Genomic DNA, 25863 nt, shown 5'->3' with positions numbered 1-25863 from the left:
ATGCATGCCTGGATGACATTGCCGGCGCGCCTGCTGCTGGCGTTGCTGCTGGCGCTCGCGGCCGGCGCCACCGCTGCCGCCGACGAGTTGCTGGTCCTGAGCTACCACGACATCCGCGACGACGTCCCGGTCGACGGCGATCCCGACGCGTACGCGGTCAGCACCCAGAACTTCGCCGCCCACCTGGACTGGCTGCACGGCCACGGCTATCGCCCGGTGTCGCTGTCGCAGGTGGTCGACGCGGCGCAGGGACGCGGGCAACTACCCGACAAGGCGGTGCTGCTGACCTTCGACGATGGCCTGCGCAGCGTCTATACGCATGCGTTCCCGCTGCTGCGCGCCTACGGCTATCCGGCGGTGGTGGCGGTGATCACCGGCTGGGTCGACCTGCCGGCCGGGCGTGAGGTGGACTACGGCCCGCGCCCGTTCGGGCGCGAGGATTTCGTCACCTGGGCGCAGCTGCGCGAGATGCGCGAATCCGGGCTGGTCGAGATCGCCTCGCACAGCCACGACCTGCACCGCGGCGTGCCGTCCAACCCGCAGGGCAACACCACACCGGCCGCCATCACCCGCATCTACGACGCCGCGGCCGGACGCTACGAGACCGAGGACGAGTACCGCGCGCGCGTGCACGCCGACCTGGCCCGCAGCGTCGAGCTGATCCGCGCCAACACCGGCGCGGCGCCGCGCTCGATCGTCTGGCCGTACGCCGCCTACAACAGTGTCGCCAACGCCATCGCCGGCGACCTCGGCATGACGGTGTCGTTCGACCTGGAGGGCCGCAACACGGCGATTGCCACGGGCCGGGACGGCGCCGACCTGCACGGGCTGGCGCGCCTGCTGGTGATGAACAACCCGGAGGTGTTCGACCTGGCCTACGAACTGCGCCACGACCCCGAGCAGACCAGCATGCGCGCCCTGCAGATCGACCTGGACATGGTCCACGACGACGATCCGGTGCAGGCGGCGCGCAATCTCGACGCGCTGGTCGAACGGGTCAAGCGGATCTCGCCCAGCCACGTGTTCCTGCAGGCCTTCGCCGACCCCGACGGCAACGGTTCGGCCGACGCGCTGTACTTCCCCAACCGTTTCCTGCCGATGCGCGCCGACCTGTTCAACCGCGTCGCCTGGCAGCTGCGGACCCGCGCGGACGTGGAGGTGTACGCCTGGCTGCCGGTGCTGGGCTATGAGCTGAGCGACCCGCAGGTGCGTGCGGCCTTCGCCATCGACAGCCGCGAGGCGGACGGCATATTCCGGCTCGACTTCACCCGTCCGGAGGTGCGCCGCATCGTCACCGGCATCTTCGAGGACCTGGCGGTCAACTCGTATTTCGAGGGCCTGCTGTTCCACGACGATGCCTATCTGCGCGATACCGAACTGCCGGCGTTCGCGCCCGAACAGCCGGAAGCGCGCACCCGTGCCCTGATCGACTTCACCCTGGAACTGAAGCAGGCTGCGGAGCGCTGGCGGCCGAAGCTCAAGACGGTCCGCAACCTGTACGCGCGGCCGGTGCTGGAGCCGCAGAGCCAGGCCTGGTTCGCGCAGCGACTGGACCTGTTCAACGCCGCCTACGACTACACCGCGCTGATGGCGATGCCGTGGATGGAGGGCAGCGCGCACCCGGAGCGCTGGCTGGATCGTCTGGTCGCCGCGGTCCGCGTCCACGACCCGCAACTCACCCAGACCGTGTTCGAGCTGCAGACCGTCGACTGGGAGCGCGGCCGGCCGATCGACGGTGGCCGGCTGAAGGCGCACGTGCGCAGGCTCGTCGCCCAGGGCGTGCGCCATCTGGCCTGGTATCCCGACGACTTCGTCGCCGACCTGCCGCCGCTGGAGGACGCGCGCGAAGCGATGTCCGCCCGCAGCTTCCCGTACGAGGAGCGCTGACATGGCCCCGACGCTGGCGTTGCTCTTCAGCTTCGCGTTCTTCTATCCGATCGTGATGTCCTTCTTCTGGATGTCCGGCGGCCTGTACTACTACTTCCGGCGCGAGCGCAAATCCCGCACGCGCACGGATCCGCCGCCGATGGACACGTTCCCGATGGCGACGATCCTGGTGCCCTGCCACAACGAGGCCGACAACGTCGACGAGACCATCGCCGCGGCACTGGCACAGCGCTATCCGGACTACGAGATCATCGCGATCAACGACGGCAGCACCGACGACACCGCCGACAAGCTCAACCGTCTCGCCGCGCAGCACGACCGACTGCGGGTGCTCCATCTCGACCGCAACATGGGCAAGGCCAACGCGCTGCGCATGGGCGCCCTGGCGGCACGTTCGGAATACCTGCTGTGCATCGACGGCGATGCACTGCTGGACGAGTACGGCCTGCACTGGATGGTCTGGCATCTGGTGTCCGGGCCGCGCGTGGGCGCGGTGACCGGCAATCCACGTATCCGCAACCGCTCCACCCTCCTCGGCCGGCTGCAGGTCGGCGAGTTCTCCTCGATCATCGGCATGATCAAGCGCGCCCAGCGCGTGTACGGGCGGCTGTTCACCGTGTCCGGCGTGATCAGCGGGTTCCGCCGCACCGCCCTGCATCGGATCGGCTACTGGTCCGAGGACATGGTGACCGAGGACATCGACATCAGCTGGCGCCTGCAGATGGACCACTGGGACATCCGCTACGAGCCGAACGCGCTGGGCTTCATCCTGATGCCGGAGACCCTGCGCGGGCTGTGGAAGCAGCGCCTGCGCTGGGCGCAGGGCGGCGTGGAGGTGCTGCTGCGCCATACCGGCGACCTGCTGCGCTGGCGGGGCCGGCGCATGTGGGGGGTGCTCGGCGAGTACCTGCTCAGCGTGGCCTGGGCCTACACCATGCTGTTCATCATCGTGCTGTGGCTGCTCGGCAAGTTCATGCCGATGCCGGACGCGCTGTACGTACGCACCATCCTGCCGTCGTGGCATGGCGTGATCCTGGGCCTGGTCTGCCTGTTGCAGTTCGCCAGCAGCCTGATCATCGACCGCCGCTACGAGACGCACGTCGGCCGTAACTACTACTGGATGATCTGGTACCCGGTGGCGTACTGGATGCTCAGCCTCTTCACCACCGTGGTCGCACTGCCGAAGACGCTGCTCAAGCGCCGCGGCAAGCGCGCCATCTGGACCAGCCCTGATCGGGGATTCCGATGAAATACGACTCGAGACTGATCCGCCGACCCCACGCCCAGCCGCGGCTGCGACGCACCGCCTGGGGCTTCCTCACCGCGGCGTTCTGGCTGTTCTACCTATACCTGTGGGCGCCGCTGGTCACCTTCGTGCTGTGGGCGCTGGGCATCAACACCGCCCTGCACGAGTTGTACCTGCGCGAGTCGCATATCGACCCGTTCCTGCTGTTCGTGCTGCCGCTGGTGGCGCTGGCCTGCGCGGCGCTGCTGATCGCCTGGGCGGAGTACAACCGCTTCCGCTTCCGCGGCAAGGACCGTCGCAGCGCGCAGTCCGACGTGCCACGTGGGGAGGTCGCCGCCGCGCTCGGCGCGGACGCGGCGACCGAAGGCGCACTGTGCCAGATCAAGGTCGCGACGCTGCACATGGACGACAACGCACGGCCGCTCAGCCTGACGCCGCTGGGGGCGTAGGGCGCCAGCGCGCCCGGCCCCGCAACCCGCGCGGCCGGACCGGCGCCACCTGCGCTACAAGAGCGCGAGATCGTCGCGGTGAATCACGTTGCCGCCGTAGTTGTAGCCCAGGATCGCCTCGATCTCGCGCGAGTGCCGCCGGGCGATGCGGCGGATGTCGGCGGCCGAGTACTGGCTGACGCCGCGGGCGAAGCGCTGTTCGCCGTCGGCGTTGCGCAGTGTCACTTCGACCATGTCGCCGCGGCGGAAGTCGCCGGCGACCGCCAGCACGCCGCCCGGCAGCAGCGATGCGCCCTTCTCGATCATCGCGTCGGCGGCGCCGGCATCCACGACCAGGCCGCCGGGCTCGGCAGGCGCGTTTTGCAACCAGTGCTTGCGGGCGGCGATCCGGCTGCGGACGGCGTGCACGCGGGTCCCGCGCAGGCGGTCGCGGGCCAGCCCCTGCAGCACGTCGGCGCGGGTGCCGTTGAACAGCACGGTGGCGATGCCGGCCGCCGCGGCGCGTTGGGCCGCATCCAGCTTGGTGCGCATGCCGCCGGTGCCGCTGGAACTGCCGGCGCCGCCGGCGACCGACAGCAGTTCAGCACTGAAGCGCGCCACCACCTCGACCGGCTGCGCCTGCGGGTTACGCCGTGGATCGGCGTCGTACAGGCCGTCGATGTCGGTGGCGATGAACAGCACGTCGGCATCAACCAGGGCGGCGACGATCGCCGCCAGGGTGTCGTTGTCGCCGAGCTTGAGCTCGTCCACGGACACGGTGTCGTTCTCGTTGACGATGGGGAGCACGCGCTGGCGCAGCAGCGCCGAAAGGGTGGCGCGCGCGTTGAGATAACGGCGCCGGTTGCGCAGGTCGTCATGGGTCAGCAGCACCTGCGCCACCGGGCGGGCGAAGAAGCCCTGCCAGAAGCCGATCAGCTGCGCCTGACCCAGCGCTGCCAGGGCCTGGCGCTCGGCGATGGGCGCGTCCACGGCGGTGTCGGCGTGCACGATCGCGCGCCCGGCCGCGACCGCGCCGGACGAGACCAGCACCACCTCGCGCCCGGCCGCCGTGCAGGCCGAGATGAACCCGGCCAGCGCCTGCGCATTGCGCGGCGACAGGCCGCCGCCGTCGGCCGCCAACAGGCTGCTACCGACCTTCAGCACCGCGCGCCGCCACGGCGGCAGCAGCTGCTCACTGAACCTGTGCGGGCTGGTGTCAGTCATGGCCTCTTCGTTCGTAAGTCTTTTTTTGCCGCGGATTGACGCCGATGAGCGCAGATGGAGCTTAGAGGTTTGGCCTGTGCATCGTCATGTCCGCGCAGGCGGGCATCCAGCGGCTTCAGCAGATCGATCCGTGGCAAAGGGCACTGGATGCCCGCCTGCCCGGGCATGACGGTGTTGTCAGCGATCTTATCCGCGCTCATCCGCGCCAATCCGTGGCAGAACGCTTTCCAGCTCTCGAAGCCTCGCGCGCAAAACGTCCAGCTGCAGGTCGGCGGCGGCGCCGGGCGAGACCCGGGCATACAGGCTGGCTTCCGGCGTCCGGCCCTCGCCCACCCGCTCCGCCGACTCGGCGGCGGCGCGGTAGGCGTCGCGGAACGGCACGCCGGCCGCCGCCTGCTCGACCGCGACGTCGGTGGCGTACATGCCGGCATCGATGGCGGCGCGCATCCGCTGCGGCCGCCACTCCAGGTTGGCCAGCAGCGCCGGCAACAGCTCCAGCGCAGCCAGACCACGGCCGAACCCGTGGAAGATCGCGCCCTTGCTCGCCTGCAGGTCGCGGTGGTAACCCGAAGGCAGCGACAGCAGCTGTTCGATCTCGGTGCGCGCCGCGGCCACGCTGGCGTGGGTGGCGCGCATCAGCTCGATCGCATCGGGATTACGTTTGTTCGGCATGATCGAGCTGCCGGTGGTGTACTGCGCCGGTAACGTCACGAAGCCGAACTCGGCGCTGGTGAACAGCGACAGGTCCCAGGCGATGCGGCGCAGGTCGAGCGTCGTCGAACCCAGCGCTTCCAGCGCAGCCAGCTCGAACTTGCCGCGCGACAGCTGCGCATAGGCCGGATTGACCTGCAGCCGGGCGAAACCGAGCGCGGCCGTGGTGTGCGCCCGGTCCAGCGGCAGGTTGACGCCGTAGCCGGCGGCGGTGCCGAGCGGGTTGGCGTCGATCCATGCGGCGGTGTCGAGCGCGCGCCGCGCGTCGTCGATGAAGGCCTCGGCCCAGCCGGCCCACCACAGGCCCGCCGACGACACCACGGCGCGCTGTAGATGGGTGTAGCCGGGCAACGGCAGTATCACCTCGGCCTGCGCGCGGTCGAGCGCGAGCGTCGCCGTCTCGCACGCAAGCGCCGCCACCCGGGCCAGCTTCTCCTTCAGCCACAGCCGGGTCGCGACCAGCACCTGGTCGTTGCGGCTGCGACCGGTGTGGATCTTCTTGCCGGCATCGCCGAGCCGCTCGACCAGCCGCGCCTCGATCGCCGAGTGGCCGTCCTCGTAGCGCGCGTCGAGTTCGAAACCGCCGTCGCGAAAGTCCGCGGCCAGCGCCTCGAGTTCGCGCTCGAGCGCCGACAGCTCGCCGGCATCGAGGATGTCGATCCGCTGCAGGCCCTGCGCATGCGCGCGGCTGGCGGCGATGTCGTGCAGGAAGAACGCGCGGTCGAGGACCACGTCGTCGCCGGCCAGGAATGCCTGGATCTGCGCGTCGACGGCGACGCCGGGTTTCTGCCAGAGGAGATCGGACATGTCGTATTCCTGCTGCTTGCGTTGTTGTCGGGAGTGGCGTGAGCACCGAATCGAGAAGCTTCTGCCACAGATTTACACGGCTAAACACGGATAAAGCTACCTTGAACAAGCCAATCCGTGTTCATCCGCGTCGACCCGTGGCTGCGCTTCACCGGCCACGGCTGGCACCGCTTCTACAGCGGAATGCTTTCGAACTCGCCGAAGCCGAGCGCCAGGTTGAGGTTCTGCATCGCCTGGGTCGCCGCGCCCTTGAGCAGGTTGTCCAGGGTCGCCACCACCACCAGCCGGCGGCCGTCCGCCGACAGCGTGAAGCCGCCGATCTGCGTGCCGTGCCGACCGGCGATGCGACTGACCCAGGGCGCATCGTCTACGACCTCGACCAATGGCTCGTCCGCATAGCGATCAACGTACCGCGCCTTCACCACGTCCACGTCGAGCGATTCACGCAGGTGCAGGTTGACCGTCATGGTGATGCCACGGAAATGCGCCGCCACGTGCGGCATGAATTCCACCGGCGTCGCGAGCTGGCGAGTCACCTCGCGCTCGTGGATGTGCGCCGCGAGCGCGTACGGCATCAGGTTGTCGTGCAGCAGCGCGGGATCGTTGCGCTCGGACGGCGTGGTGCCGGCACCGGAGTAGCCGGACACGCCGAAGCACTGCACCGGCCCGTCCAGGCCATCGCGCATCGGCGCGATCGCCAGCTGCATCGCGGTGGCGTAGCAGCCGGGATTGCTGATCCGGCGCTCGCCGGCAGAACGGTCGCGGGTCAGTTCCGGAAGGCCGTAGTACCAGCCGTCGTCGAAGCGATGATCGGCCGAGAGATCGACCACCACCGTTCGCGGCGCGGCGTCGTCGATCGCCGCGACAAAGCCACCGGACTTGCCGTTCGGCATCGCCAGCACCACGGCGTCCGCCGCGCGGCCGGCGACGGCCGCCGGGTCGAGGCTTTCGTAGCGCAGGTCGCCCTGGAATCCAGCGACGTGCGCGTCCACGCGCTGGCCGTCCAGTTCGCGCGACGAGACGAAAGCGAGCCCGAGCGCCGGATGCGCCGCCACCAGGCGGATGAGCTCCGCGCCGGTATGGCCGCGGGCGCCGACGATGCCGACGGTCTTCTTCATCCGGCCTCTCCTCCTGATGGGGCCCGCAGCCGCTCCAGCAGGTTGCGCTTCACCGCTGGCCATTCGCCGTCGATGATCGAGAACACCACCGTATCGCGCGGGCTGCCGTCGGCGTGACGTCGATGGTTGCGCAGCACGCCGTCCTGCCTGGCGCCGAGCCGCGTGATCGCCTCGCGCGAGCGGCGGTTGAACCAGCTGGTCTCGAATGCGACCGCGAGACAGTGCCAGGTTTCGAAGGCCAGCGTCAGCAGCAACCGCTTGGTCTCGGTGTTGACCGCGGTGCGCTGCGCGGCCGGGGCGTACCAGGTGTAGCCGATCGACGCCCGGGGTACAGCGGGGTCCAGGTCGTAGAAGCGCGTGCAGCCGACGACGTCTCCGGCCGGCCCGCGCACCGCGAACGGCAGCGCCCGCCCCGCCTGCCGTTCTGCGGTCGCCTGCGCGATGTAGTCGTCCACGCCGGCAACCGCGGGCACGGACGTATACCAGCAGCGCGACAGTGCGTCGCCGGCCAGCGCCGCGCGCAGGCCGTCGGCATGCCCCGGCTGCAGCGGCTCAAGGCGCACATGATCGCCCTGCAGCAGATCAGGTGCGGCGAACGCGGTCATGCAGGCGCCACCGGTGGATCGAGCAGGGTCGGGGCGCGCTGTGCGCAATGCTCCACGCAGGCCTGGATCAGGGCGAAGTCGCTGATGCCGTACCAGAACACCTTCCACTGCGCCTGCTTGTAGCAACCGTCGGACTCGGCGTAGTAGAAAGGGTTGACGGCATTGCCGTTGCGCGAGCGCCAGAACAGCGCCGGGGTCTGCTCGCGCATGACCTGCCAGACGGCGCGCCCCAGTCCTTCGCCCTGGGCGTCGTCGAGGACCGCGAACTTGTCGAGATAGACGCAACCGTCCTCGTCGGTCAGCACGATCGCGGCGCGGTAGTTCTCGCTGACGTAGGCGCGCAGCAGCCGGGTGCGCTCGAAGTAGTCCGGCGCCAGCACGCGGCCGAAGCTGGACTCGATCAGGCTGCGCAGGCGCGGCAGGTCCAGCGCATCCCAGCTCGCGGCGTGCAGCACCCGCTCGCCCCGACGCACCAGCGTTCCCGACCCCTTGTGGGTGAACAGCTCCTTGGCCAGGTCGGCCGGGCGGGTAATGGACACGGAGGACGCCAGAGGCAGGTCGTCGAGCAGGCGCTTGACCTGTTCGATCTTCAGCCGCATGCCGCCGTTGAGCCACGGCTGCGTCATCAGGTGGTCGTACTCGGTGGACAGGTTGATCGAGTCGATCACCTGGCCGTCGCCGTCGAGCAGGCCGCCGGTACCGGTCAGGAAGATGATCTTGTACGGCTGCAGCACGCGCACCAGCTCGTTGGCGGAGACGTCGGCGTTGACGTTGAGGATCTGTCCGCTGGAAGTCTCGCCGAGGCTGGCGATGACCGGGATCGAGCCCGCCTGCAGGCTGGCTTCGATCGGCGCCAGGTTGACCGATTTCACCTCGCCCACCAGACCGTAGGTGTCGCGGCCGAGGTAGTCGGCCTCGAATACGCCGCCGGTGATCGAGGTCGCGCGCGCATCGACCGCCTGCAGCGCCTCCACCAGCGCCAGGTTGGAGGCCTGGAACACCCGGCGCACGATCGCCAGCGCCTCGGGCGTGGTCACGCGCAGGCCGTCGACGGTGCGCTTCTCGATCCCGGACGCGGTCAGTTCCGCATCCAGCTGTGGGCCGGCGCCGTGCACCACGATCGGGGTCAACCCGACCTGCTGCAGGAACGACAGCGACGAGGTCAGTGCATCCAGATCGTCGCGTAGCACCGCGCCCCCGACCTTGACCACGGCGAAGCGCTTGGCGTCGAGCTGCGAGAAGCGCTTGAGGTATTGGCTGATCTCCTTGGCGCTGGCCATGCTGGACAGCAGCCGGATGATCGTCTGGCGGGTCTGGATGTGGGGCGTCATTTCGTTCGTCTATCGTCTGGCCTATGGCCGCTAGAAGTGAGTGAATAGAAGTGAGGAGTGAGTAAAAGCAAACGGTGAGCCCTTCTCTCGTTTCTCACTCCTATTCACTCGCTCCTCGTCATTATTCGCGCCACGATATCGGCATACGCCTCCAACTGGTCCAGCGCGACCCACTCGTCGGCCGTGTGCGCCTGGGCGATGTCGCCGGGGCCGAACACCAGCGCGGTCAGGCCGGCCTGCGAGAACAGCGAGGCTTCGGTCCAGAAATCGACCGCGTTGCCGATCGGCAGCCCCAGCGCGTCGGCCAGGTCGCGCGCCTGCAGGCGCCGGTCCTCGGCCTCGGCGACATCGCCGGCCGGCAGCGACGGGCCGCGGAAGGTTTCCTCGTAGCGTTCCAGGGCGCCGGCCTCGACGAAGCCGCCGAAGCGGGTATGCAACTGGTCGATGTCCTGCGACGGCAGCGGGCGGAAACCGAAGCGGACCTCCGCCTCCGGCGCGATCACGTTGGCCTTGATGCCCCCTTCCACCTTGCCGACATTGAAGCGCAGGCCGGTCAGTCCGCCGAAACGCTGATGATCCTGCGCCTGCACGAAGTCCAGCGTCCGCACGCCCCAGCGCATCGCCTGGTGCAGCGCGTTGGCCTGCAGCGCATCGGCGCCCGAGGCGTGCCCGGCCGAGCCGCGGAAGCGCAGCCGCACCGAGGAGATGCCACGGTGCGCCAGCACCGCCTCGCAACGCGTCGGCTCGGCGACGATCGCCTCGGTGAAGCCGTGGTCGCCGGCGAGGAAGGCGGGCAGGCAACGCGCGTCGTTGGCCTCCTCGTCGCTGGAGAACAGGAACGCGGCGTCGCCGCGGGTCGCCTGCGCCGCGGCCAGCAACCCGGCGGCCGCGCCCTTGATGTCGCAGGCGCCGAGCCCGATCGCGCGATCGGCGGTCACCCGCAACCTGCACGGATCGGCGCTCCAGTGCGGCGAGTCGGGCACCGTGTCCAGGTGCACGTTGAACAGCCGCCGCGGCGCGCCGCGCACCGCCAGCAGCGACACCGCACCGTCGCCGTGGTCGGTGACCTCCACCCGGAAGCCGAGCAACTGCGCGCGGATGTAGTCGAAGATGCCACCGGTGCCGATCGCCCGCGGCGGATTGCGGGTGTCGAACGAGACCAGGGCTTCGAGGTGGCGGAGGGTTTCGGGCAGCATGGAGATTTGTCGGCGATGTGGCTGGTTGAGGTCGGAGTCAATATTGCCGCGGGTGCTTGCTATTGCTGTATCTGTCGTGGGAGTGGTAGAGGCATGCCGCCGCCGGCAGTCGCGACGGCATTTTGGGCATCGGGCGCGACTTCCGTCGCTCCCACATCGGTGAAGAGAGCGTGCGCTCGACGCCCGGGCAGACGCCCTGCCTTTCCGATTCCCTATTCCCGATTCCCGGCTCCATTCACCTGCGCCCACAGCGTCGAGCTCATCCCGTACAGCCGGATGAAGCCCTCGGCTTCCTCCACGCCCCAGTCGGCCGATTGCGCGTACGTGGCGCCCTGGGCATTGAGGATGTGCGGCGAGGACAGCGCCACCGCATCGACGCGGCCACCGCGGGTCTCGAGCACCACTTCACCGTTGACCATGCGCTGCGAGGAGACCAGGAACGCCTCCAGGTCGGTCTTCAGCGGGTCGTGGAAAAAGCCTTCGTAGACCAGTTCCACCCAGCGCCGCGCGACGTCGGGTTTAAAGCGGTTCTGCTGCTTCGACAACACCGCCTCCTCCAGCGCCCGGTGTGCGACCAGCAGCGCAGTCAATCCCGGCGCCTCGTAGACGATCCGCCCCTTCAACCCGATGGTGGTGTCGCCGGTGTACAGCCCGCGGCCGACACCGTACTGCGCGAACAGGGTGTTGAGCCGGCCCAGCAGGGTGGCGCCGTCGAGCGGCTTGCCATCCAGTTCCACCGCCTCGCCAGCGACGAACCGCAACCGCACCTGGAGCGGTTCGTCCGGCCATGCGCGCCGCGGCGCGCACCAGCCGCGCGCACCCTCGCCCGGCGCCTCCCAACGGTCGATCTCGCCGCCGGACAGGGTCACCCCGAGCAGGTTCTCGTTGATGGTGTAGCTCTTCTGCTTGCTCCGCACCTCGAAGCCGCGCTGTTCGAGATATGCCTGTTCGTAGGCCCGGGTCTGGGTGTGCTCCTTCTGGATCTCGCGGATTGGCGCCACGATGCGGTAGTCGCCCGAGGCCTTCACCGCGAGGTCGAAGCGCACCTGGTCGTTGCCCATCCCGGTGCAGCCGTGGGCGATGGCGTCGGTGCCGAGGTCGCGCGCGCGCGCCAACGCGGCATCGACGATGAGGTAACGGTCGGAGACCAGCAGCGGATACTGCCCCTGGTAGCCCTCGCCCGCCCAGACGAACGGCTTGACGAAGCCGTCCCAGATCGCAGGCCCGCCATCGACGGTGACATGGCTGGCCACGCCCAACTCGGCCGCGCGCCGCTCGATGAAGGCGCGCTCGTCGGCGTCCACGCCGCCGGTGTCGGCGAACACGGTATGCACGCGCCAGCCCTGCTCCTGCAGGTAGGGCACGCAGAAGCTGGTGTCCAGGCCCCCGGAGAAGGCAAGGACGATGTCCTTGCCTTCTCCGGGGGCGTGATTCGTGATTGGTGATTGGTGATTCGTAAAAGCTGATTGCTGCGACATTTCGGGTTCTCTAATGGACACATGTTGTATCAATTCGCGGTGATCCGCTCTTGCGAATCACCAAGCACGAATCACCAATCACGGCTGCGCCACCAGCGCAGCCATCACCGCCTTCTGCACATGCAAGCGGTTCTCGGCTTCCTCGATGGCGATGCAGGCCGGGGAGTCCATCACCGCGTCGGTCGCCTTGACATTGCGGCGCAGCGGCAGGCAATGGCTGAAGACGGCCTCGTTGGTCTGCGCCATCTTGGCCTCGTCGACGATGAAGTGCCGATAGCGGTCGCGGATTGGCTTTTCCTGCTCCCAGTCGCCGAAGTACGGCAGCGCGCCCCAGCTCTTGGCGTAGACCACGTCGGCGCCGGCGTAGGCGGCGTCGATGTCATGGCTGACCGCTAGCGAGCCGCCGCTCTCGGCGACGTTCTGCCGCGCCCAGTCCATGTAGCGCTCGTCGAGCACGTACTCCGGCGTCGGGCACAGCAGGGTCACGTCCATGCCGAGCCGGGTGGCGATGGTCAGGGCCGAGTTGGCGACCGCGGTGTTGAGCGCCTTCGGGTGGTAGGTCCAAGTCAGCACGTATTTCCTGCCGCGCAGATCCGGCGTGCCGAAATGCTCCTGCAGCGCCAGCGCATGCGCCAGTTCCTGGCACGGATGGGTAATGGTCTCCATGTTGATCACCGGCACGGTCGCGTACTTCGCGAAGCCCTTTAGCACCCGGTCCTCGCGGTCGGCCGACCAGTCGACGAACTTCGGGAACGCGCGCACGCCGATCAGGTCGACGTAGCGCGACAGCACCCGTGCCACCTCGGCGATGTGCTCCTCGGTATCGCCGTCCATCACCGCGCCGAGATCGAACTCGATCGGCCAGGCGTCCTTGCCGGGCTGCAGCACCACCGCATGTCCGCCGAGTTGGAAGGCACCGAGCTCGAAGCTGGTGCGGGTGCGCATCGACGGGTTGAAGAACACCAGCGCGATCGCGCGGCCCTTGAGGGCGTCGCCGATCCGGTCGCGCTTGAAACGCGCGGCGTCGGCGAGCAGCGCGTCGAGCTCGGCGCGGGTCCAGTCCTGGGTATTGAGGAAATGCTTCATCGATGGTCCTGTCGGTCACCCCGGTGGGGCGGTCGGAAAATCACGGTGCGAAAACGAAAAAACCCAGCGCGAGGCTGGGCTTGTCCTGTGAAACTCGATGACGCGAGTTCCGGCTACCCAGCGTGAAGGCAGGTGTCCGGTCGGCGCGCGCGCGAAGTCATGCCCGCGGCCATGCGGGCGGAGGTAAGGATCTGGGCGTCGGCGCGGAGTTGGGTCATCGCGGCGGCATCGTCGCACGTGGCGCCAGCGGCCGCAAGCGCGGATGTGGACGGGCTCATTGCCCGCTGGAGCTGACGACCGGCGTGACCGAGACCCGCACCCGCACCCGGTTGCCGGGATCGTAGGGCAGGCGCGAACGGTACTTGACGCCCTTGTAGACGTAATCGACGTCGTAGCCGATCGGGCGGCGGAACTCGCGCTCGATCGGGACCATGCGGCAATCGCCGCCGGCCGAGGGCGCCACCTCCTCGATGCCCTCCGAGGGCGTGAGTACGTCGCGTACCGCGCCCACCACCCGCGACAGCCCGCGGCGGTCCTCTTCCTGCTTCACCGGGGTGGTCGAGGCGGAGCCGCAGCGTTCGACCATGCTGGTCGCGCGCAGGGTCTGGTGCACCGGCTCGGCGCTGAGCACCTTGGCGTAGTCGATCCGCACGTTTTCCTGCGGCGCCGCCGGCGGCTGTGCCGGCAGCATTTGCTCCTGCGCCACCACGGCCGGCGCCGCCGCGAGCGCGGCAAGCAACAGGGTGGTCTGGAGCGGGAACGGACGCAGCATCAATGTCTCGGGGACCGGCAGCCTCGAAAGTGTAGGCCGCGGGCGCGCCGCTGTGCTGAATCCTCGCTGTCGTGAGTGCCAGGCGACCGGTAGAATCGGTGAATTCCCTCTCCTGTCCCGCGATGAGCCTGCGTCTTTTCAACAGCCTGACCCGCCGGGTCGAACCGTTCGCGCCGCTGGACCCGGCCTGCCCCACCCTGTACGTGTGCGGGCCCACGGTCTACAACTACGCGCACATCGGCAACGCCCGCGGCCCGGTGGTCTTCGGCGTGCTGGCGACGCTGCTGCGCCGGCGCTACGGCGATCTGCGCTATGCACGCAACATCACCGACGTCGACGACAAGATCAATGCCGCCGCCCGCGAGCGCGGCGTGCCGATCTCCGAGATCACCGACCGCTACGCCGCAGCCTACCGCGAAGACATGGCGGCGCTCGGCGTCGCCGCGCCCGACATCGAGCCGGCCGCGACCGCCCACATCGGCGAAATCATCGCCATGATCGAACGCCTGATCGCCAGCGGACACGCCTATGCCGCCGCGGGGCATGTGCTGTTCTCGGTGGCCAGCTACGACGGCTACGGCAAGCTGTCGCGGCGCGATCCGGACGAGATGCTCGCCGGCGCGCGCGTGGAAGTGGCGCCGTACAAGCGCGATGCCGGCGACTTCGTGCTGTGGAAGCCCTCGACCGACGAGCTGCCGGGCTGGGACTCGCCCTGGGGCCGCGGCCGGCCCGGCTGGCACATCGAGTGCTCAGCCATGGCCGCCGCGCACCTGGGCGAAACCATCGACATCCACGCCGGCGGCATCGACCTGCAGTTTCCGCACCACGAGAACGAGGTCGCGCAGAGCGAATGCGCGCACGGCGGCCGCACCTTCGCCCGATTCTGGCTGCACAACGGCATGCTGACGCTGACTGGCGCCAAGATGTCGAAATCGGCAGGCAACATCGAGAAGGTCAACGACCTGCGGCAGCGACACCCCCCCGAGGCGCTGCGCTACGCGCTGCTCTCGGCGCACTACCGGCAGCCGCTGGACTGGTCCGACAACCTGATCGAGCAGTCGGTGCGGACCCTCGACCGCCTGTACGGCACGCTGCGCGACCTGGCCGCGGTCGACGCCGCCCCGGCGATTCCGGCCGCGATCGAAACCGCGCTCGACGACGACCTCAACACGCCGCAGGCGCTGGCGGAGCTGGCCGGCATCGCCGCGGACGCGCGCAAGGCCGGCGACGACGACGCCCGGAAGCGCTCCAAGTCGCGACTGCTGGGCGCCGGTGTCGTGCTGGGACTGCTGCAGCAGGATCCGGCGACCTGGTTCGCCCGCGGCGCCTCCGGCGACGACGACGCCAGGATCCAGGGCCTGATCGACGAACGCGCGGCGGCAAAGAAGACCCGCGACTTCGCCCGTGCCGATGCCATCCGCGAACAGCTGGCGGCCGAGGGCGTCCTGCTCGAGGACACCCCCCAGGGCGTTCGCTGGAAGCGCGCCTGAAGACGCGGCCGTATTTGCCGATCCTCTTTGCTAGGAGTGGCGACAGCATGCTGTCGCCGGAAGGTCGCGACCTGGCACCGGACCGCCACCGGCTCGGCGGTCTCGTCGCGACTTCCGCCGCTCCCACAGAACGAGTGCGGCACGCCGGTTCCATGGCGCCTTGAATCGGCCGCGCCTCACACCCAGTTCGAGTACATGCGTTCCACCCGCGCGTCCCCGCGCTGCACATCGCAGAGCAAGGCAATCCATCCGTGACCGAACAGCCCTTCCCCCTCGAATCCACCCCCGAAGCCGCCCAGGCCGCGATCCGCGAGGAGTTCGCCTTCTTCGGCGACTGGTCCGAGCGCTACCAGTACCTGATCGATCTCGGCCGCAAACTCCCCGACTTTCCGGAGGAATGGAAGACCGAGGAGCATCGTCTGCACGGTTGCCAGTCGATGGTCTGGATCGTGCCTTCGGGCGATGCCGGGCGGCTCGATTTTGCCGCGATCAGCGACTCGGCAATCGTCTCCGGCCTCATCTATCTGGCGCTGCGCGTGTACTCGGGCCGCAGCGCGCGCGAGATCCTCGAGACCGACCCCGACTACATCGCCGCGGTCGGCCTCGCCAAGCACCTGTCCCCGACCCGCAGCAACGGCCTGGCGGCGCTGCTGGGCTACATCCGCGACCGGGCGCAATACGCGCTGTCGTGACGTCGAGGACAAGCGCGCCGCCGCTGCGCGATTCCAACGTCTACGCCCTGCTTGATTTCTCCGAGCAAGCCCCGGCTCTGCCAAGGGACTGTCGAAGGCTTAACCAATCCGGCAGTCGGCTTTGAAGCCTCTCTCCCTCCAGGGCGAAAGCGCGCGTGCCGCTGGCAAGGGCCGGAGCAGGCTTGCGGTGGGCCAAGGCCCACCCTATGCGAGGATAGGGTGGGCCTCGGCCCACCATGATCGCCCGCGATGACGCGCCGCTCATACCGGCGCTTCAGGCCATCCTCGACTAGAAAGCGCTTCGGGCAGGTCTTGCTCCGTGTCCCGGCCCTCGCGCATAGCGCAAGGGCGCGCGAGTCAATGGCTCGCAAGCAGCACTCCAAAGGGAGAAGGAAATGCATCTGCCGCCTTGCCTTCAGGCGGCACGCGCGCGGAGCAAGCAAGCACGCTCTGCTCCGCAACGAAAACGGAAGAACCCGGCCGGAGCCGGGTTCTTCGTGACGCCTTGATTGCGGCTCCTGCGGGAATCGCCGCAGGAACCGGCACCTCAGTCGCCGATCTGCTTCTGCAGATGTTCCCAGCGTTCCTGCTCGTCGATCGTGCGCTCGGCGGTCAGGCGCGCCTCCAGGCGATCCAGGCCGATCTCCTCGCCCGAGTCGACGCTGAAGCCGTACTCGCCCGAGTCCACGCGCTTGAGCGTGCTGTCGATCTTGCCGATCAGCTTGCGGTAGCGGTCGCGGGTGCGCAGTTCCAACGAGTTCTCGGTCTCGCGGGTGGCGCGCTCGGCCTCGTCGCCGACGTCGCGCACTTCCTCCTTGAGGTTCTCGATGGTCTGCTTGGATTCCTCGACCAGGTCCGCACGCCACTTCAGCAGCCGCTGGCGGAAGTACTCGAGTTGCAGCGGCCCCATGTACTCCTCGTCCGCTGCCGGGCGATAGCCCGCCGGCAGGATCGGCCGACCGGTTTCCGAATCGGTCTTGTAGGGGATCGTCCGGTACTTGGTCTTGGGCGTCGGCGCGGAAGGCTTGGCGGCCACGGCCACGGCGACCTTGCCGACCGGGCGCTTGACCGCAGGCCTGGCAGGCGCAGGAGGCGGAGCGGCAGCCGTCTTGGTTGCCGACGTCGTCTTGGCGGACTTCTTCGGCGCGATCTTCTTGACCACGTTGGCGGCCTTGGCGGCCGGCTTCTTCTGCGCAGGCGCATTCGCGGCCTTGGACGGTGCGGGCTTGGCCGCCGTCTTCTTGGCCGGCACGGCCTTCTTCGCCGGCAGCTTCTTGGCAGCCGGCTTCTTCACTGGTGTCTTCTTCACCGGAGCCTTCTTCACCGGAGCCTTCTTTACCGGCGCCTTCTTCACGGCGGCTTTCTTCGCCGGCGCAGCCTTCTTGACCGACGCCTTGCCAGCGGCGGCGGACTTCTTGGTCGGCGCCTTCTTCGGAGCGGCCGTCTTCGGAGCGGCACGCTTCGTCGCAGCCTTTTTGGGGGCCGCCTTCTTCGAGGTCTTCTTCGCGGGTTTCTTCACTGCCACGTCGTTGTGTCCTTGCGGATTCCCTTGGAATGGGGAAGCGCGCTGTTATACCCTGCTGGGACTGCATCGGCAACCGCGATCCTCCCTTTTTTTGCCGTGCAGGAGCCGTGATAGAACACCTGCTCATCGCCCTGCTGCGCCTGTACAAACGCTGGCTGAGCCCGCTGCTGGGCCCGCGCTGCCGTTTCGTGCCCACCTGCTCGGAGTACGCGATGACCGCGATAGCCCGCTATGGCGCCCTGAAGGGCGGCTGGTTGGCCATGCGCCGGATCGGCCGCTGCCATCCGCTGCACCCCGGCGGGCACGACCCCGTCCCTCCCCTGTCCACGGAAAACGCCCCATGACCGATACCCCTGACACGCTGATCGTCAACGCCCGGCTGGTCAACGAAGGCCGCGAGACCGACGGCGACCTGCGCATCTCACGGGGCCGCATCGCCGAGATCGGGAGCGGCCTGTCCGCGGGCGCGGGCGACACCGTGATCGACGCCGGCGGCCGACGGCTGCTGCCGGGCATGATCGACGACCAGGTGCACTTCCGCGAGCCGGGAATGGAGCACAAGGCCGACATCGCCACCGAGTCCGGCGCGGCGGTCGCCGGCGGCCTGACCAGCTTCATGGACATGCCCAACACCAGTCCGCCGACACTCGACCGCGACGCGCTGGAGAACAAGTACGCCCGCGCCGCCGGTCGCGCGCGCGGCAACTACGGCTTCTACTTCGGCGCCAGCAACGACAACCTCGACAACGTGCGCACGCTCGACCCGCTTGCCGCGCCGGGCGTCAAGGTGTTCATGGGCGCCTCCACCGGCAACATGCTGGTGGACGATCCGGACACCCTGGACGGCATCTTCCGCGAGACCCCGGTGCCGATCATCACCCACTGCGAAGACACGCCGATGATCGACGCGGAGCTCGCGCGCTACCGGGAGAAGTACGGCGACGACATTCCCGCCCGCTGCCATCCCGACATCCGCTCGCGCGAGGCCTGCATCAAGTCGACGCGGCTGGCACTGGCGCTGGCGAAACGCCATGGCACGCGCCTGCACGTGCTGCACATCTCCACCGCCGACGAGCTGGCGCTGTTCGAGCGCGGCCCGCTGGTGGACGCCGACGGCGTGCGCAAGCGCATCACCGCCGAGACCTGCGTGCACTTCCTGCGCTTCGAGCGCGACGACTACGATCGCCTCGGCCACCTGATCAAATGCAACCCGGCGATCAAGGACGCGTCCGACCGCGCCGCGCTGCTGCGCGCGATCGCCGACGACGTCATCGACGTGCTCGCCACCGACCACGCCCCGCACACGCTCGAGGAAAAGCAATACCCCTACGTGCGCGCGCCGAGCGGACTGCCGCTGGTGCAGTTCGCGCTCAACGCCGCGCTCGAATGCGTGCACGAAGGCCACTTCGACACCGCCCGGGTCGTGCAGAAGTTCGCCCATGCGCCGGCGCAGCTGTTCGACGTGAAGGAGCGCGGCTTCCTGCGGGAAGGCTACTGGGCCGACCTGGTACTGGTCGAGGACACGCCGTTCACGGTGCGCCGCGAACAGGTGCTGTCGAAGTGCGGCTGGTCGCCGTTCGAGGGCACCACGTTCCGCAGCCGCGTCGCCTCGACCTGGGTCAATGGCGTGCTGGCCTGGGACGGCGAACGCCTGGTCGGCGAGCCGCAGGGCCGGCGCCTGGAGTTCGACCGTTGAGGCAGGTGCTGCGGATGCTGCTGGCACTGGCCGGCTTGTCGCTGCTGTCTCCGGCCGTCGCGCAGACCGTTGACGACGACCGCATCGTGTTCCCCGCCAGCGTGCAGCAGGGCGCGATGGTGATCGGCAAGGTCCCCGCCGGCAGCCGCGTGGAATACGCCGGCCGCACCCTGCGGGTCACCGGCTACGGCAGCGTGGTGCTGGGCATCGGCCGCGACGCCACCGGCCCGGTGCAGGTCTCGGTGACGCGCCCGGACGGGCGCCGCGAAAACGCGAGCATCGCGGTGATGCCACGCGATTGGCCGGTCGAGCGCGTCAGCGGCGTGCCGCCGAAGACCGTCGATCCGCCGCCGGCGATCGCCGAACGCATCCGCCGCGAGCAGGCACGTGTCACTGCGGCAAGGACCCGCGACGATGACCGTGCCGATTTCGCCCAGCGCTTCGCCTGGCCGGTCGAAGGCCGCGTCAGCGGCCGCTTCGGCAACCAGCGCGTCTACAACGGCAAGCCCGGTTCGGCGCATTCGGGCATGGACATCGCGGTCGGCAGCGGTATGCCGGTCGAGGCGCCGGCGGCCGGCGTGGTCACCTTCGCCGATGCCGACCTGTACCTGACCGGCGGCACCCTGCTGCTCGACCACGGCCACGGCATCAGCTCCAACTTCCTGCACCTGTCGCGGATCGACGTGCGACCCGGCGACCGGGTCGAACAGGGCCAGGTGATCGGTGCGGTCGGCGCGACCGGGCGGGCGACGGGGCCGCATCTGCATTGGGGCATGAACTGGTTCGACGTGCGCATCGATCCCCTGTTGGTACTGGAAAGAGCCGGGAATGGGGAATCGGGAATAGGGAGCCGGTAAGGCAAACGCCACGGCAAAAGCTACGGCACCTCAGGCTTCCCGAGTGGACAGGATCCGGATCTGTCTCCGGTCGCCCGCTTCTTGCTTCTAACGATTCCCGATTCCCGACTCCCGATTCCCGGCTCCACCCCCACTCACCCGGGCCACCGCATCGTGCGCGTGCAGGCTCTCGAAGTGAGCCACGCGGGCGTCGAAACGGGCGATGCGCTCATCGGCCGACAACACCGCGGCGACCCGGCGTGCAGCGTCCTCGCAGAACATCAGGTTCTCGGCGTTGAGCCGGGCGAAAGCCTGTTCGTCCTCGCGCTTGACCGCGGTCTGCACCGGGGTGGCGAGCGCGGATTCGAGCGCATCGACCAGCGCGACCAGCGGGATCTCGTCGAACGCAGGGCGCAGCTCGACCCGGATCTCGGCGCGGCTGCGCTGCGCGTGCGGGGTGGCCGCCAGTCCGCGTTCGGACGCCAGCCACTCGCCGACCACGGCCGTCGACAGCGGCCGCGCCGTGGCGAAATCCTCGGTGAAGCGCGCGGCATTGAGCTGGCGCGACAGCGCCGCCGATGCGGGGCAGGTGCTGGAATACTCGACCGAGAATCCGAGCTCCAGGCGGAAATGGCCGTCGGCCAGCGTCGCCTCCAGCTCCACCGGATAGTTCTTCCAGCCGGCATGGGCGCTGGCCAGCGCCGCGCGCCGCAGCAGGTGGTCATAGCGCAGGGTCACGCGTGCCGAGGTCGACAGTCCACGCTGCGAATCGACCAGGTCCTGCAATACGCGGCGCAGGCCGGCCGGCGTCAGCGCCTCGCCGGCGAAGGCATTCTGCAGGCGCAGGTACAGCCGCGACATGTGGATGCCGCGCGCCTCGGCGGCGCACAGGTCGACGGCGACGTCGACCGAAGCGGGGACCTGCACGAAGCCGCCGTCCTGGGCCGGCAGGCGCAGCGGCAGGGCGATGCGCTCCATGCCCACCCAGTCCAGCGGGCGCGCAGCGAAGGCGGCGTCATCGGCGACGTCGGGCAGGATCCTGGTGGTGCGATCGTTCAAGGTGCGGGGCTCGTGGGGGCGGAACGGCGGCCGGCAGGGCCGCGCATAGTGTAGCGGCCATGGTCCGGACCCCGACGAAACACTGCGTTGTACGCGGACAGCGCCGTGCGCTCAGCGTCCACCCCGCGCCGCCCGCCAGGCCAGCGGCAGGACCCGCCAGCCCGGCAGCGGTCGCGTGGCCGTTCCGTTCTGCAGGGCGCGCAGCCGGGCGTGCAGCAATGCCGCCTGGATGCGGCGCGCACGCGGCGTACGCACCGTGCGCGGCCATTGCCGGAGCAGCCACAGCGCCTCGGAGCCTTGGCCGGCAAGCAATACGCGTTCGCCGACCAGGCACCGGGCCAGCGCATCGGCGTCGGCCGGCACGCGGCCCGCGTCCGCTTCGCCTTCGAGCAACGCGGTTTCGCAGGCGGCGGCCGCGCCGGCGAAGCCCGGCAGCGCTTCCAGGGTGGCCGCAGCGCCCAGGTCCCGGGTGGCCGGCAGGGTGTTCAGGGTCCGCGCGAAGGCTTCCCAGGGTGCGGGCTGCCGCTGCAGGCACGTGGCCAGTGGGTGCCGGCGCGCGCCCCGCGACCAGCCCTGCAGTTCCTCCTGCCACCAGGCCAGCTTGGCCAGGCCCGGGGTCGGATCGGCGCCGTGCCAGGCGGCATCGCCGAGTTCCTGCAGCAGCGCGAACCAGGCCGCGGCCGTCGTGCGCCGCGGCTCCGGCACGAAGGCGCCCGCCACCTGCCACTCGGGCCAGCGCGCGCGCCATTTGTCGATGAAACCGGCCGCGTCCGTTGCGCTCATGTCTTCGATCATGGCAGGCGCCGCCGCAAGCGTTCAGGCTGGACGCGCGGAAACCGCATCGGCACCGCCCGGCGCGTGCAACCGCGGCCAGCGCGCCGGCGCCAGCAGGTCCGCCGGCGATTCGATCATCACGTCGCCGCGCCACGCCACCGGATCGTCCTCGCGCAGGCGATAGCCCCACAGCGCCACCACCGACGCCATGCCGGCCGCGCGCGCGGCGATGATGTCGCGCTCGTCGTCGCCGACATAGACGCATTCGGCCGGCGTCAGGCCGATCTTGTCGGCCGCGTGCAGCAGCGGCAGTGGATGCGGCTTGCGCTCGGCGAGCGTGTCGCCGCCGACCAGCACCGCACAGCGCGAGGCCCAGCCGAGCTGCGGCAGGATCTCTCGCGCCAGGTACTCGGGCTTGTTGGTGACGATGCCCCAGCGGCAGCCGGCCGCCTCCAGCGCGGCGAGTATGGCTTCGATGCCGTCGAACGGCGTGCTGTGGCGGCCCAGCTCCTGCCGATACACGTCGAGGAATTCGGGCACCAGATCCGGAATGTCTGCCGGCGCGATGTCCGGAAACGCGGCGGCCGCCATCGCCCGCGCGCCGCGCGAGACCCGCGGCCGCAGATCGGCCAGCGGCATCGGCGGCAACCCGCGATCGCCACGCATGCGGTTCACCGTCGCCAGCATGTCGGGCGCACTGTCGAGCAGGGTGCCGTCGAGATCGAACAGCGCCCCGCGCGGAAAGCCTGACGCGTCCGCCGCGATCGCCGGCCCTCCCCTACCCGGCATCGCCGGCCTCCGGCTTGCGCGCGCAGGCGAGATAGTTGACGTCGGTGCGCCGGCTCAGGCGCGCGGCGTTGCGCCACGGCTCGTAGGCCATGCCGCTGACGTCCTCGAGCTCGAGCCCGGCGCTGCGCAACCAGGCGGCGAGCTCGGACGGACGGATGAAGTCGCGGTACTGGTGGGTCCCCCGCGGCAGCAGCCGCGCGATGTATTCGGCGCCGACGATGGCCAGCGCGAACGCCGCCGGCGTGCGGTTGAGGGTCGACACGAACAGGCGACCGCCCGGGCGTAGCAGGGTGGCGCAGGCGGTGAGCACCGCGGCCGGGTCCGGCACGTGCTCGAGCATCTCCATGCAGGCCACGGCATCGAAGCCGCCGGGGCGTTCGGCGGCCAGGGTCTCCACCGCTTTCAACTGGTAGTCGACCTGCACGCCGGACTCGAGGCCGTGCAGCTTCGCCACCTTGATCAGGTCCGGCGCCAGGTCGATCGCGGTCACCCGCGCGCCGGCGCGCGCCAACGCCTCGCTCAGCAATCCGCCGCCGCAGCCCACATCCAGCATCTCGGCGTCTTTCAGCGCGGTCCGGGCGGCGACATAGTCCAGGCGCACCGGATTGAGCGCGTGCAGCGGCTTCTGTGGACCTTGCGGATCCCACCAGCGGCCCGCCAGCGCGGCGAACTTGTCGAGTTCGGCCTGGCGGAAGTTCGGTGGCGGATCGGATCGGCTGGCGGTTGTCATGATGATGCTCTGTCCTGGGCCTGTAGCAGCGGCTTCAGCCGCGACCGCGGTCGTTCCGGCGGGGCCGCGGGTTCGCGGCTGAAGCCGCTCCTACGTGGGGCGATGTCGGATGGTGGCGATGCGTTCGCGCCACTGGCGGGCGTTGGCGACCAGCGCGTCGGGATCCAGGTCGACCAATTCGCGCGCGAGCAGCTTGGGCCGCCCGGCGATCCAGACGTCGCTCACCTGGTGCCGGCCGGTGGCGTAGACCAACTGCGAAAACACGTGGTGCAGCGGCTGGGTTTCCAGCGCCGACAGGTCCACGCAGGCCAGGTCCGCCTGCTTGCCGGGCTCGATCGAGCCGACCAGATGGTCGAAGCCGATCGCCTTCGCGCCGCCCAGCGTGGCCGCGCGCAGCGCGCTGGCGGCACTGAATGCGGAGGCATCGTTGGCGACCGCCTTGGCCAGGATCGCCGCGGTGCGGGTCTCACCGAACATGTCGAGGTCGTTGTTGCTGGCGCAGCCGTCGGTGCCGATCGCCAGGTTCACGCCGGCCCGTTCCAGCGCGCAGACCGGACAGAAGCCCGACGCCAGCTTGAGGTTGGATTCGGGACAGTGCACCACCGACACCCCGCGCTCGGCGCACAGCCGGGTCTCGGCCTCGGTCGCCTGTGTCATGTGCACCGCGATCAGGCGGTCGTTGACCAGGCCCAGGCGATCCAGGCGCGCGAGCGGTCGCTGGCCGTGCTCCTTCTGCGACTGTTCGACCTCCTGTGCGGTCTCGTGCAGGTGCAGGTGCACCGGCAGGTCGAGCTGATCGGCGAGCATGCGGATGTGTTCGAAATTGGCATCGCTGACCGTGTATGGCGCATGCGGCGCGAACGCGGTGTCGATCAGTGCATCGCCGCGCCACTGATCGTGGACCTCTCCGGCGCGGTCGAAGTACTCGTCGTCGCTCTTCGCCCACGCGGTCGGGAAGTCGATCACCGGCAGGCCGACGCGGGCGCGGAAGCCGTAGCGCTTGTAGGTCGCCGCCTGCACGTCGGGGAAGAAGTAGTTCTCGTTGACGCAGGTGGTGCCGCCGCGGAGCATCTCGGCGATCGCCAGGGTCACGCCGTCGGCGACGAACTCCGGCCCGATCACCGCGCCCTCGACCGGCCAGATGTGCTGCTGCAGCCAGACCTTCAACGGCAGGTCGTCGGCGACGCCGCGCAGCAGCGTCATCGGATTGTGGGCATGGGCGTTGACCAGGCCCGGGATCAGCGCCGCGTCCGGCCGCGAGACGGTTTCCCGCGGCGCGAACCGCGTGCGTGCCTCAGACGTCGGCAGCACCGCCAGGATCACGCCGTCGCGAACCGCGACCGCATGGTCGTCCAGCACCACCCCGTGCGGCTCGACCGGGACGACGTGGCCGGCTTCGATGAGGAGGTCGCAGGGCTGGGGGGTGGCTTCGGTCATTCGCTCTGGCTCGTCATTCCCGCGCGGATCGGAGGCGCTTTGCTACAGCGTAGCTGGTCGTTCGTTCTGAACCGTTGACACCGGCGTCCGCCAGACCCATCCGTCAGAAGCATTTGCCACGGATCAACGCGGATAAGGCACCAAGCAGGGACGAAAACTCATGTTTTGGTTCAACACCTATCGGTGTGTATCCGCGTTGATCGAAGCTCGGAAGAAGGACCTCTTCCGGGCTTCAAGATGGATCCCGGCCTGCGCCGGGATGACGATCCGGCAAAGCCGTGGCCGCTTCGCGGCCACGGGCCGGATCGTCACTTCACCCGGCTGACGTACTCGCCGGAGCGGGTGTCGACCTTGATCACTTCCTCCTGGCCGACGAACAGCGGCACCCGCACCACAGCGCCGGTCTCCAGCGTGGCCGGCTTGCCGCCGCCGCCGGAGGTGTCGCCGCGCACGCCCGGATCGGTCTCGGTGATCTGCAGCTCGACGAAATTTGGCGGCGTGACCTGGATCGGGGTGCCGTTCCAGAGCGTGACCACGCAGTCCTCCTCGCCCTTGAGCCACTTCTCGGCGCCGGCCATGCCGGCCTTGTCGGCCTGCACCTGCTCGAACGACTCAGGATTCATGAAGTGCCAATACTCGCCGTCGCTGTACAGGTACTGCATGTCGGTGTCGACCACGTCGGCCGCCTCCACCGAGTCGGTGGACTTCATGGTGACTTCCTGCACCCGCCCGGAGCGGATCAGGCGGTACTTCACCCGGGTGAAGGCCTGCCCCTTGCCCGGCTTGACGTATTCGGTGTCGGTGATGATCGCGGGCTCGCCGTTGATCAGGATCTTCATCCCGTTCTTGACGTCGTTCATGCCGTAGCTGGCCATCATTGCTCCTGCGGTGCCGCCACGCGGGCGGATAGAATGTCGGATCGGCAGCCGAAACCGGCTGCGGCTGA

The 25863-nt window shown here is 69.2% G+C and carries 25 protein-coding genes; 8 read left to right on the top strand and 17 right to left on the bottom strand.

Features of this window, described 5'->3' with window-relative positions; translation table 11 throughout:
- The first annotated feature begins 12 nt into the window (after positions 1-12).
- The 3 genes from pgaB to pgaD are packed head-to-tail and all read left to right on the top strand — an operon-like array spanning position 13 to position 3582.
- Positions 13-1887, top strand: a complete 1875-nt coding sequence (gene pgaB, locus FXO19_RS01870; RefSeq protein WP_149193807.1) for a poly-beta-1,6-N-acetyl-D-glucosamine N-deacetylase PgaB — start codon at positions 13-15, stop codon at positions 1885-1887.
- 1 nt (position 1888) lies between these two features.
- On the top strand, positions 1889-3136 hold the full coding sequence (gene pgaC / locus FXO19_RS01865) for a poly-beta-1,6-N-acetyl-D-glucosamine synthase (RefSeq protein ID WP_149193349.1): 1248 nt from the start codon (positions 1889-1891) through the stop codon (positions 3134-3136).
- Entirely contained in the window at positions 3133-3582 is a 450-nt protein-coding gene (pgaD, locus tag FXO19_RS01860) for a poly-beta-1,6-N-acetyl-D-glucosamine biosynthesis protein PgaD (RefSeq protein ID WP_149193348.1), read from the top strand. Before pgaC ends, pgaD begins: the two co-directional genes overlap by 4 nt.
- 54 nt (positions 3583-3636) lie before the next feature.
- Here pgaD and proB read toward each other — a convergent pair whose 3' ends face one another.
- From proB to FXO19_RS01810, 10 genes are all read right to left on the bottom strand, one after another.
- A complete protein-coding gene (proB, locus tag FXO19_RS01855) occupies positions 3637-4785 on the bottom strand; it encodes a glutamate 5-kinase (protein ID WP_149193347.1) in 1149 nt (382 codons plus the stop codon).
- Positions 4782-4985 carry a hypothetical protein gene (locus tag FXO19_RS01850; protein ID WP_149193346.1) on the bottom strand — a complete coding sequence of 68 codons (204 nt, stop codon included), beginning with the start codon at positions 4983-4985 and terminating at the stop codon, positions 4782-4784. The genes proB and FXO19_RS01850 overlap by 4 nt, the downstream gene beginning before the upstream one ends.
- Positions 4972-6303 (bottom strand): argininosuccinate lyase, encoded by a 1332-nt coding sequence (argH, locus tag FXO19_RS01845; RefSeq protein ID WP_149193345.1) that lies wholly within the window; start codon positions 6301-6303, stop codon positions 4972-4974. Before argH ends, FXO19_RS01850 begins: the two co-directional genes overlap by 14 nt.
- 173 nt (positions 6304-6476) lie before the next feature.
- Positions 6477-7421 (bottom strand): N-acetyl-gamma-glutamyl-phosphate reductase, encoded by a 945-nt coding sequence (gene argC, locus FXO19_RS01840; protein WP_149193344.1) that lies wholly within the window; start codon positions 7419-7421, stop codon positions 6477-6479.
- Positions 7418-8026 (bottom strand): GNAT family N-acetyltransferase, encoded by a 609-nt coding sequence (locus FXO19_RS01835; RefSeq protein ID WP_149193343.1) that lies wholly within the window; start codon positions 8024-8026, stop codon positions 7418-7420. The genes argC and FXO19_RS01835 overlap by 4 nt, the downstream gene beginning before the upstream one ends.
- Complete coding sequence (locus tag FXO19_RS01830) at positions 8023-9357, bottom strand: acetylglutamate kinase (RefSeq protein ID WP_149193342.1); 1335 nt, start codon at positions 9355-9357, stop codon at positions 8023-8025. Before FXO19_RS01830 ends, FXO19_RS01835 begins: the two co-directional genes overlap by 4 nt.
- A 104-nt stretch (positions 9358-9461) precedes the next feature.
- On the bottom strand, positions 9462-10553 hold the full coding sequence (locus tag FXO19_RS01825; protein ID WP_149193341.1) for an acetylornithine deacetylase: 1092 nt from the start codon (positions 10551-10553) through the stop codon (positions 9462-9464).
- Positions 10554-10765: 212 nt separating this feature from the next.
- The gene (locus tag FXO19_RS01820) at positions 10766-12031 is read right to left on the bottom strand and encodes an argininosuccinate synthase (protein WP_149193340.1); all 1266 of its coding nucleotides are present in this window, start codon (positions 12029-12031) and stop codon (positions 10766-10768) included.
- Positions 12032-12109: 78 nt separating this feature from the next.
- Positions 12110-13117, bottom strand: coding sequence for an N-acetylornithine carbamoyltransferase (locus FXO19_RS01815; protein WP_149193339.1), 1008 nt, complete (start codon positions 13115-13117; stop codon positions 12110-12112).
- Between the two features lie 274 nt (positions 13118-13391).
- Positions 13392-13889 carry a hypothetical protein gene (locus tag FXO19_RS01810; protein ID WP_187775585.1) on the bottom strand — a complete coding sequence of 166 codons (498 nt, stop codon included), beginning with the start codon at positions 13887-13889 and terminating at the stop codon, positions 13392-13394.
- Between the two features lie 122 nt (positions 13890-14011).
- Here FXO19_RS01810 and cysS point away from each other — a divergent pair, with 122 nt between their 5' ends.
- Both cysS and FXO19_RS01800 read left to right on the top strand, forming a co-directional pair.
- Positions 14012-15379 carry a cysteine--tRNA ligase gene (cysS, locus tag FXO19_RS01805; protein ID WP_149193338.1) on the top strand — a complete coding sequence of 456 codons (1368 nt, stop codon included), beginning with the start codon at positions 14012-14014 and terminating at the stop codon, positions 15377-15379.
- 251 nt (positions 15380-15630) lie between these two features.
- Positions 15631-16071 (top strand): SufE family protein, encoded by a 441-nt coding sequence (locus tag FXO19_RS01800; RefSeq protein WP_149193337.1) that lies wholly within the window; start codon positions 15631-15633, stop codon positions 16069-16071.
- Positions 16072-16618: 547 nt separating this feature from the next.
- On the opposite strand, the gene dksA is transcribed toward FXO19_RS01800, so the two are convergent.
- Complete coding sequence (dksA, locus tag FXO19_RS01795; protein WP_149193336.1) at positions 16619-17596, bottom strand: RNA polymerase-binding protein DksA; 978 nt, start codon at positions 17594-17596, stop codon at positions 16619-16621.
- Between the two features lie 107 nt (positions 17597-17703).
- On the opposite strand from dksA, the gene yidD reads away from it, so the two are divergent.
- Genes yidD through FXO19_RS01780 form a run of 3 tightly spaced genes read left to right on the top strand, consistent with a single transcriptional unit; the run spans position 17704 to position 20149 of the window.
- Positions 17704-17940, top strand: a complete 237-nt coding sequence (yidD, locus tag FXO19_RS01790; protein ID WP_255516237.1) for a membrane protein insertion efficiency factor YidD — start codon at positions 17704-17706, stop codon at positions 17938-17940.
- A complete protein-coding gene (locus tag FXO19_RS01785; protein WP_149193334.1) occupies positions 17937-19292 on the top strand; it encodes a dihydroorotase in 1356 nt (451 codons plus the stop codon). The genes yidD and FXO19_RS01785 overlap by 4 nt, the downstream gene beginning before the upstream one ends.
- A gap of 14 nt (positions 19293-19306) precedes the next feature.
- The gene (locus FXO19_RS01780; protein WP_187775619.1) at positions 19307-20149 is read left to right on the top strand and encodes a M23 family metallopeptidase; all 843 of its coding nucleotides are present in this window, start codon (positions 19307-19309) and stop codon (positions 20147-20149) included.
- Between the two features lie 87 nt (positions 20150-20236).
- On the opposite strand, the gene folE2 is transcribed toward FXO19_RS01780, so the two are convergent.
- The 6 genes from folE2 to efp all read right to left on the bottom strand — a co-directional run bounded on the left by folE2 (position 20237) and on the right by efp (position 25792).
- Entirely contained in the window at positions 20237-21187 is a 951-nt protein-coding gene (gene folE2 / locus FXO19_RS01775; RefSeq protein ID WP_149193333.1) for a GTP cyclohydrolase FolE2, read from the bottom strand.
- Positions 21188-21298: 111 nt separating this feature from the next.
- Entirely contained in the window at positions 21299-21970 is a 672-nt protein-coding gene (locus tag FXO19_RS01770) for a phytoene/squalene synthase family protein (RefSeq protein WP_149193332.1), read from the bottom strand.
- A gap of 33 nt (positions 21971-22003) precedes the next feature.
- Entirely contained in the window at positions 22004-22750 is a 747-nt protein-coding gene (locus tag FXO19_RS01765; protein WP_149193331.1) for a phosphoglycolate phosphatase, read from the bottom strand.
- Complete coding sequence (gene ubiG / locus FXO19_RS01760) at positions 22740-23480, bottom strand: bifunctional 2-polyprenyl-6-hydroxyphenol methylase/3-demethylubiquinol 3-O-methyltransferase UbiG (RefSeq protein ID WP_149193330.1); 741 nt, start codon at positions 23478-23480, stop codon at positions 22740-22742. Before ubiG ends, FXO19_RS01765 begins: the two co-directional genes overlap by 11 nt.
- A gap of 90 nt (positions 23481-23570) precedes the next feature.
- Complete coding sequence (locus tag FXO19_RS01755) at positions 23571-24917, bottom strand: TRZ/ATZ family hydrolase (protein ID WP_149193329.1); 1347 nt, start codon at positions 24915-24917, stop codon at positions 23571-23573.
- A gap of 308 nt (positions 24918-25225) precedes the next feature.
- On the bottom strand, positions 25226-25792 hold the full coding sequence (gene efp / locus FXO19_RS01750) for an elongation factor P (protein WP_149193328.1): 567 nt from the start codon (positions 25790-25792) through the stop codon (positions 25226-25228).
- Positions 25793-25863 lie beyond the last annotated feature (71 nt).

Origin of the sequence: Luteimonas suaedae (assembly GCF_008312895.1) — a bacterium.
Classification (GTDB): Bacteria; Pseudomonadota; Gammaproteobacteria; order Xanthomonadales; family Xanthomonadaceae; genus Luteimonas; species Luteimonas suaedae.
This window is presented reverse-complemented; position numbering and strand designations above follow the sequence as displayed.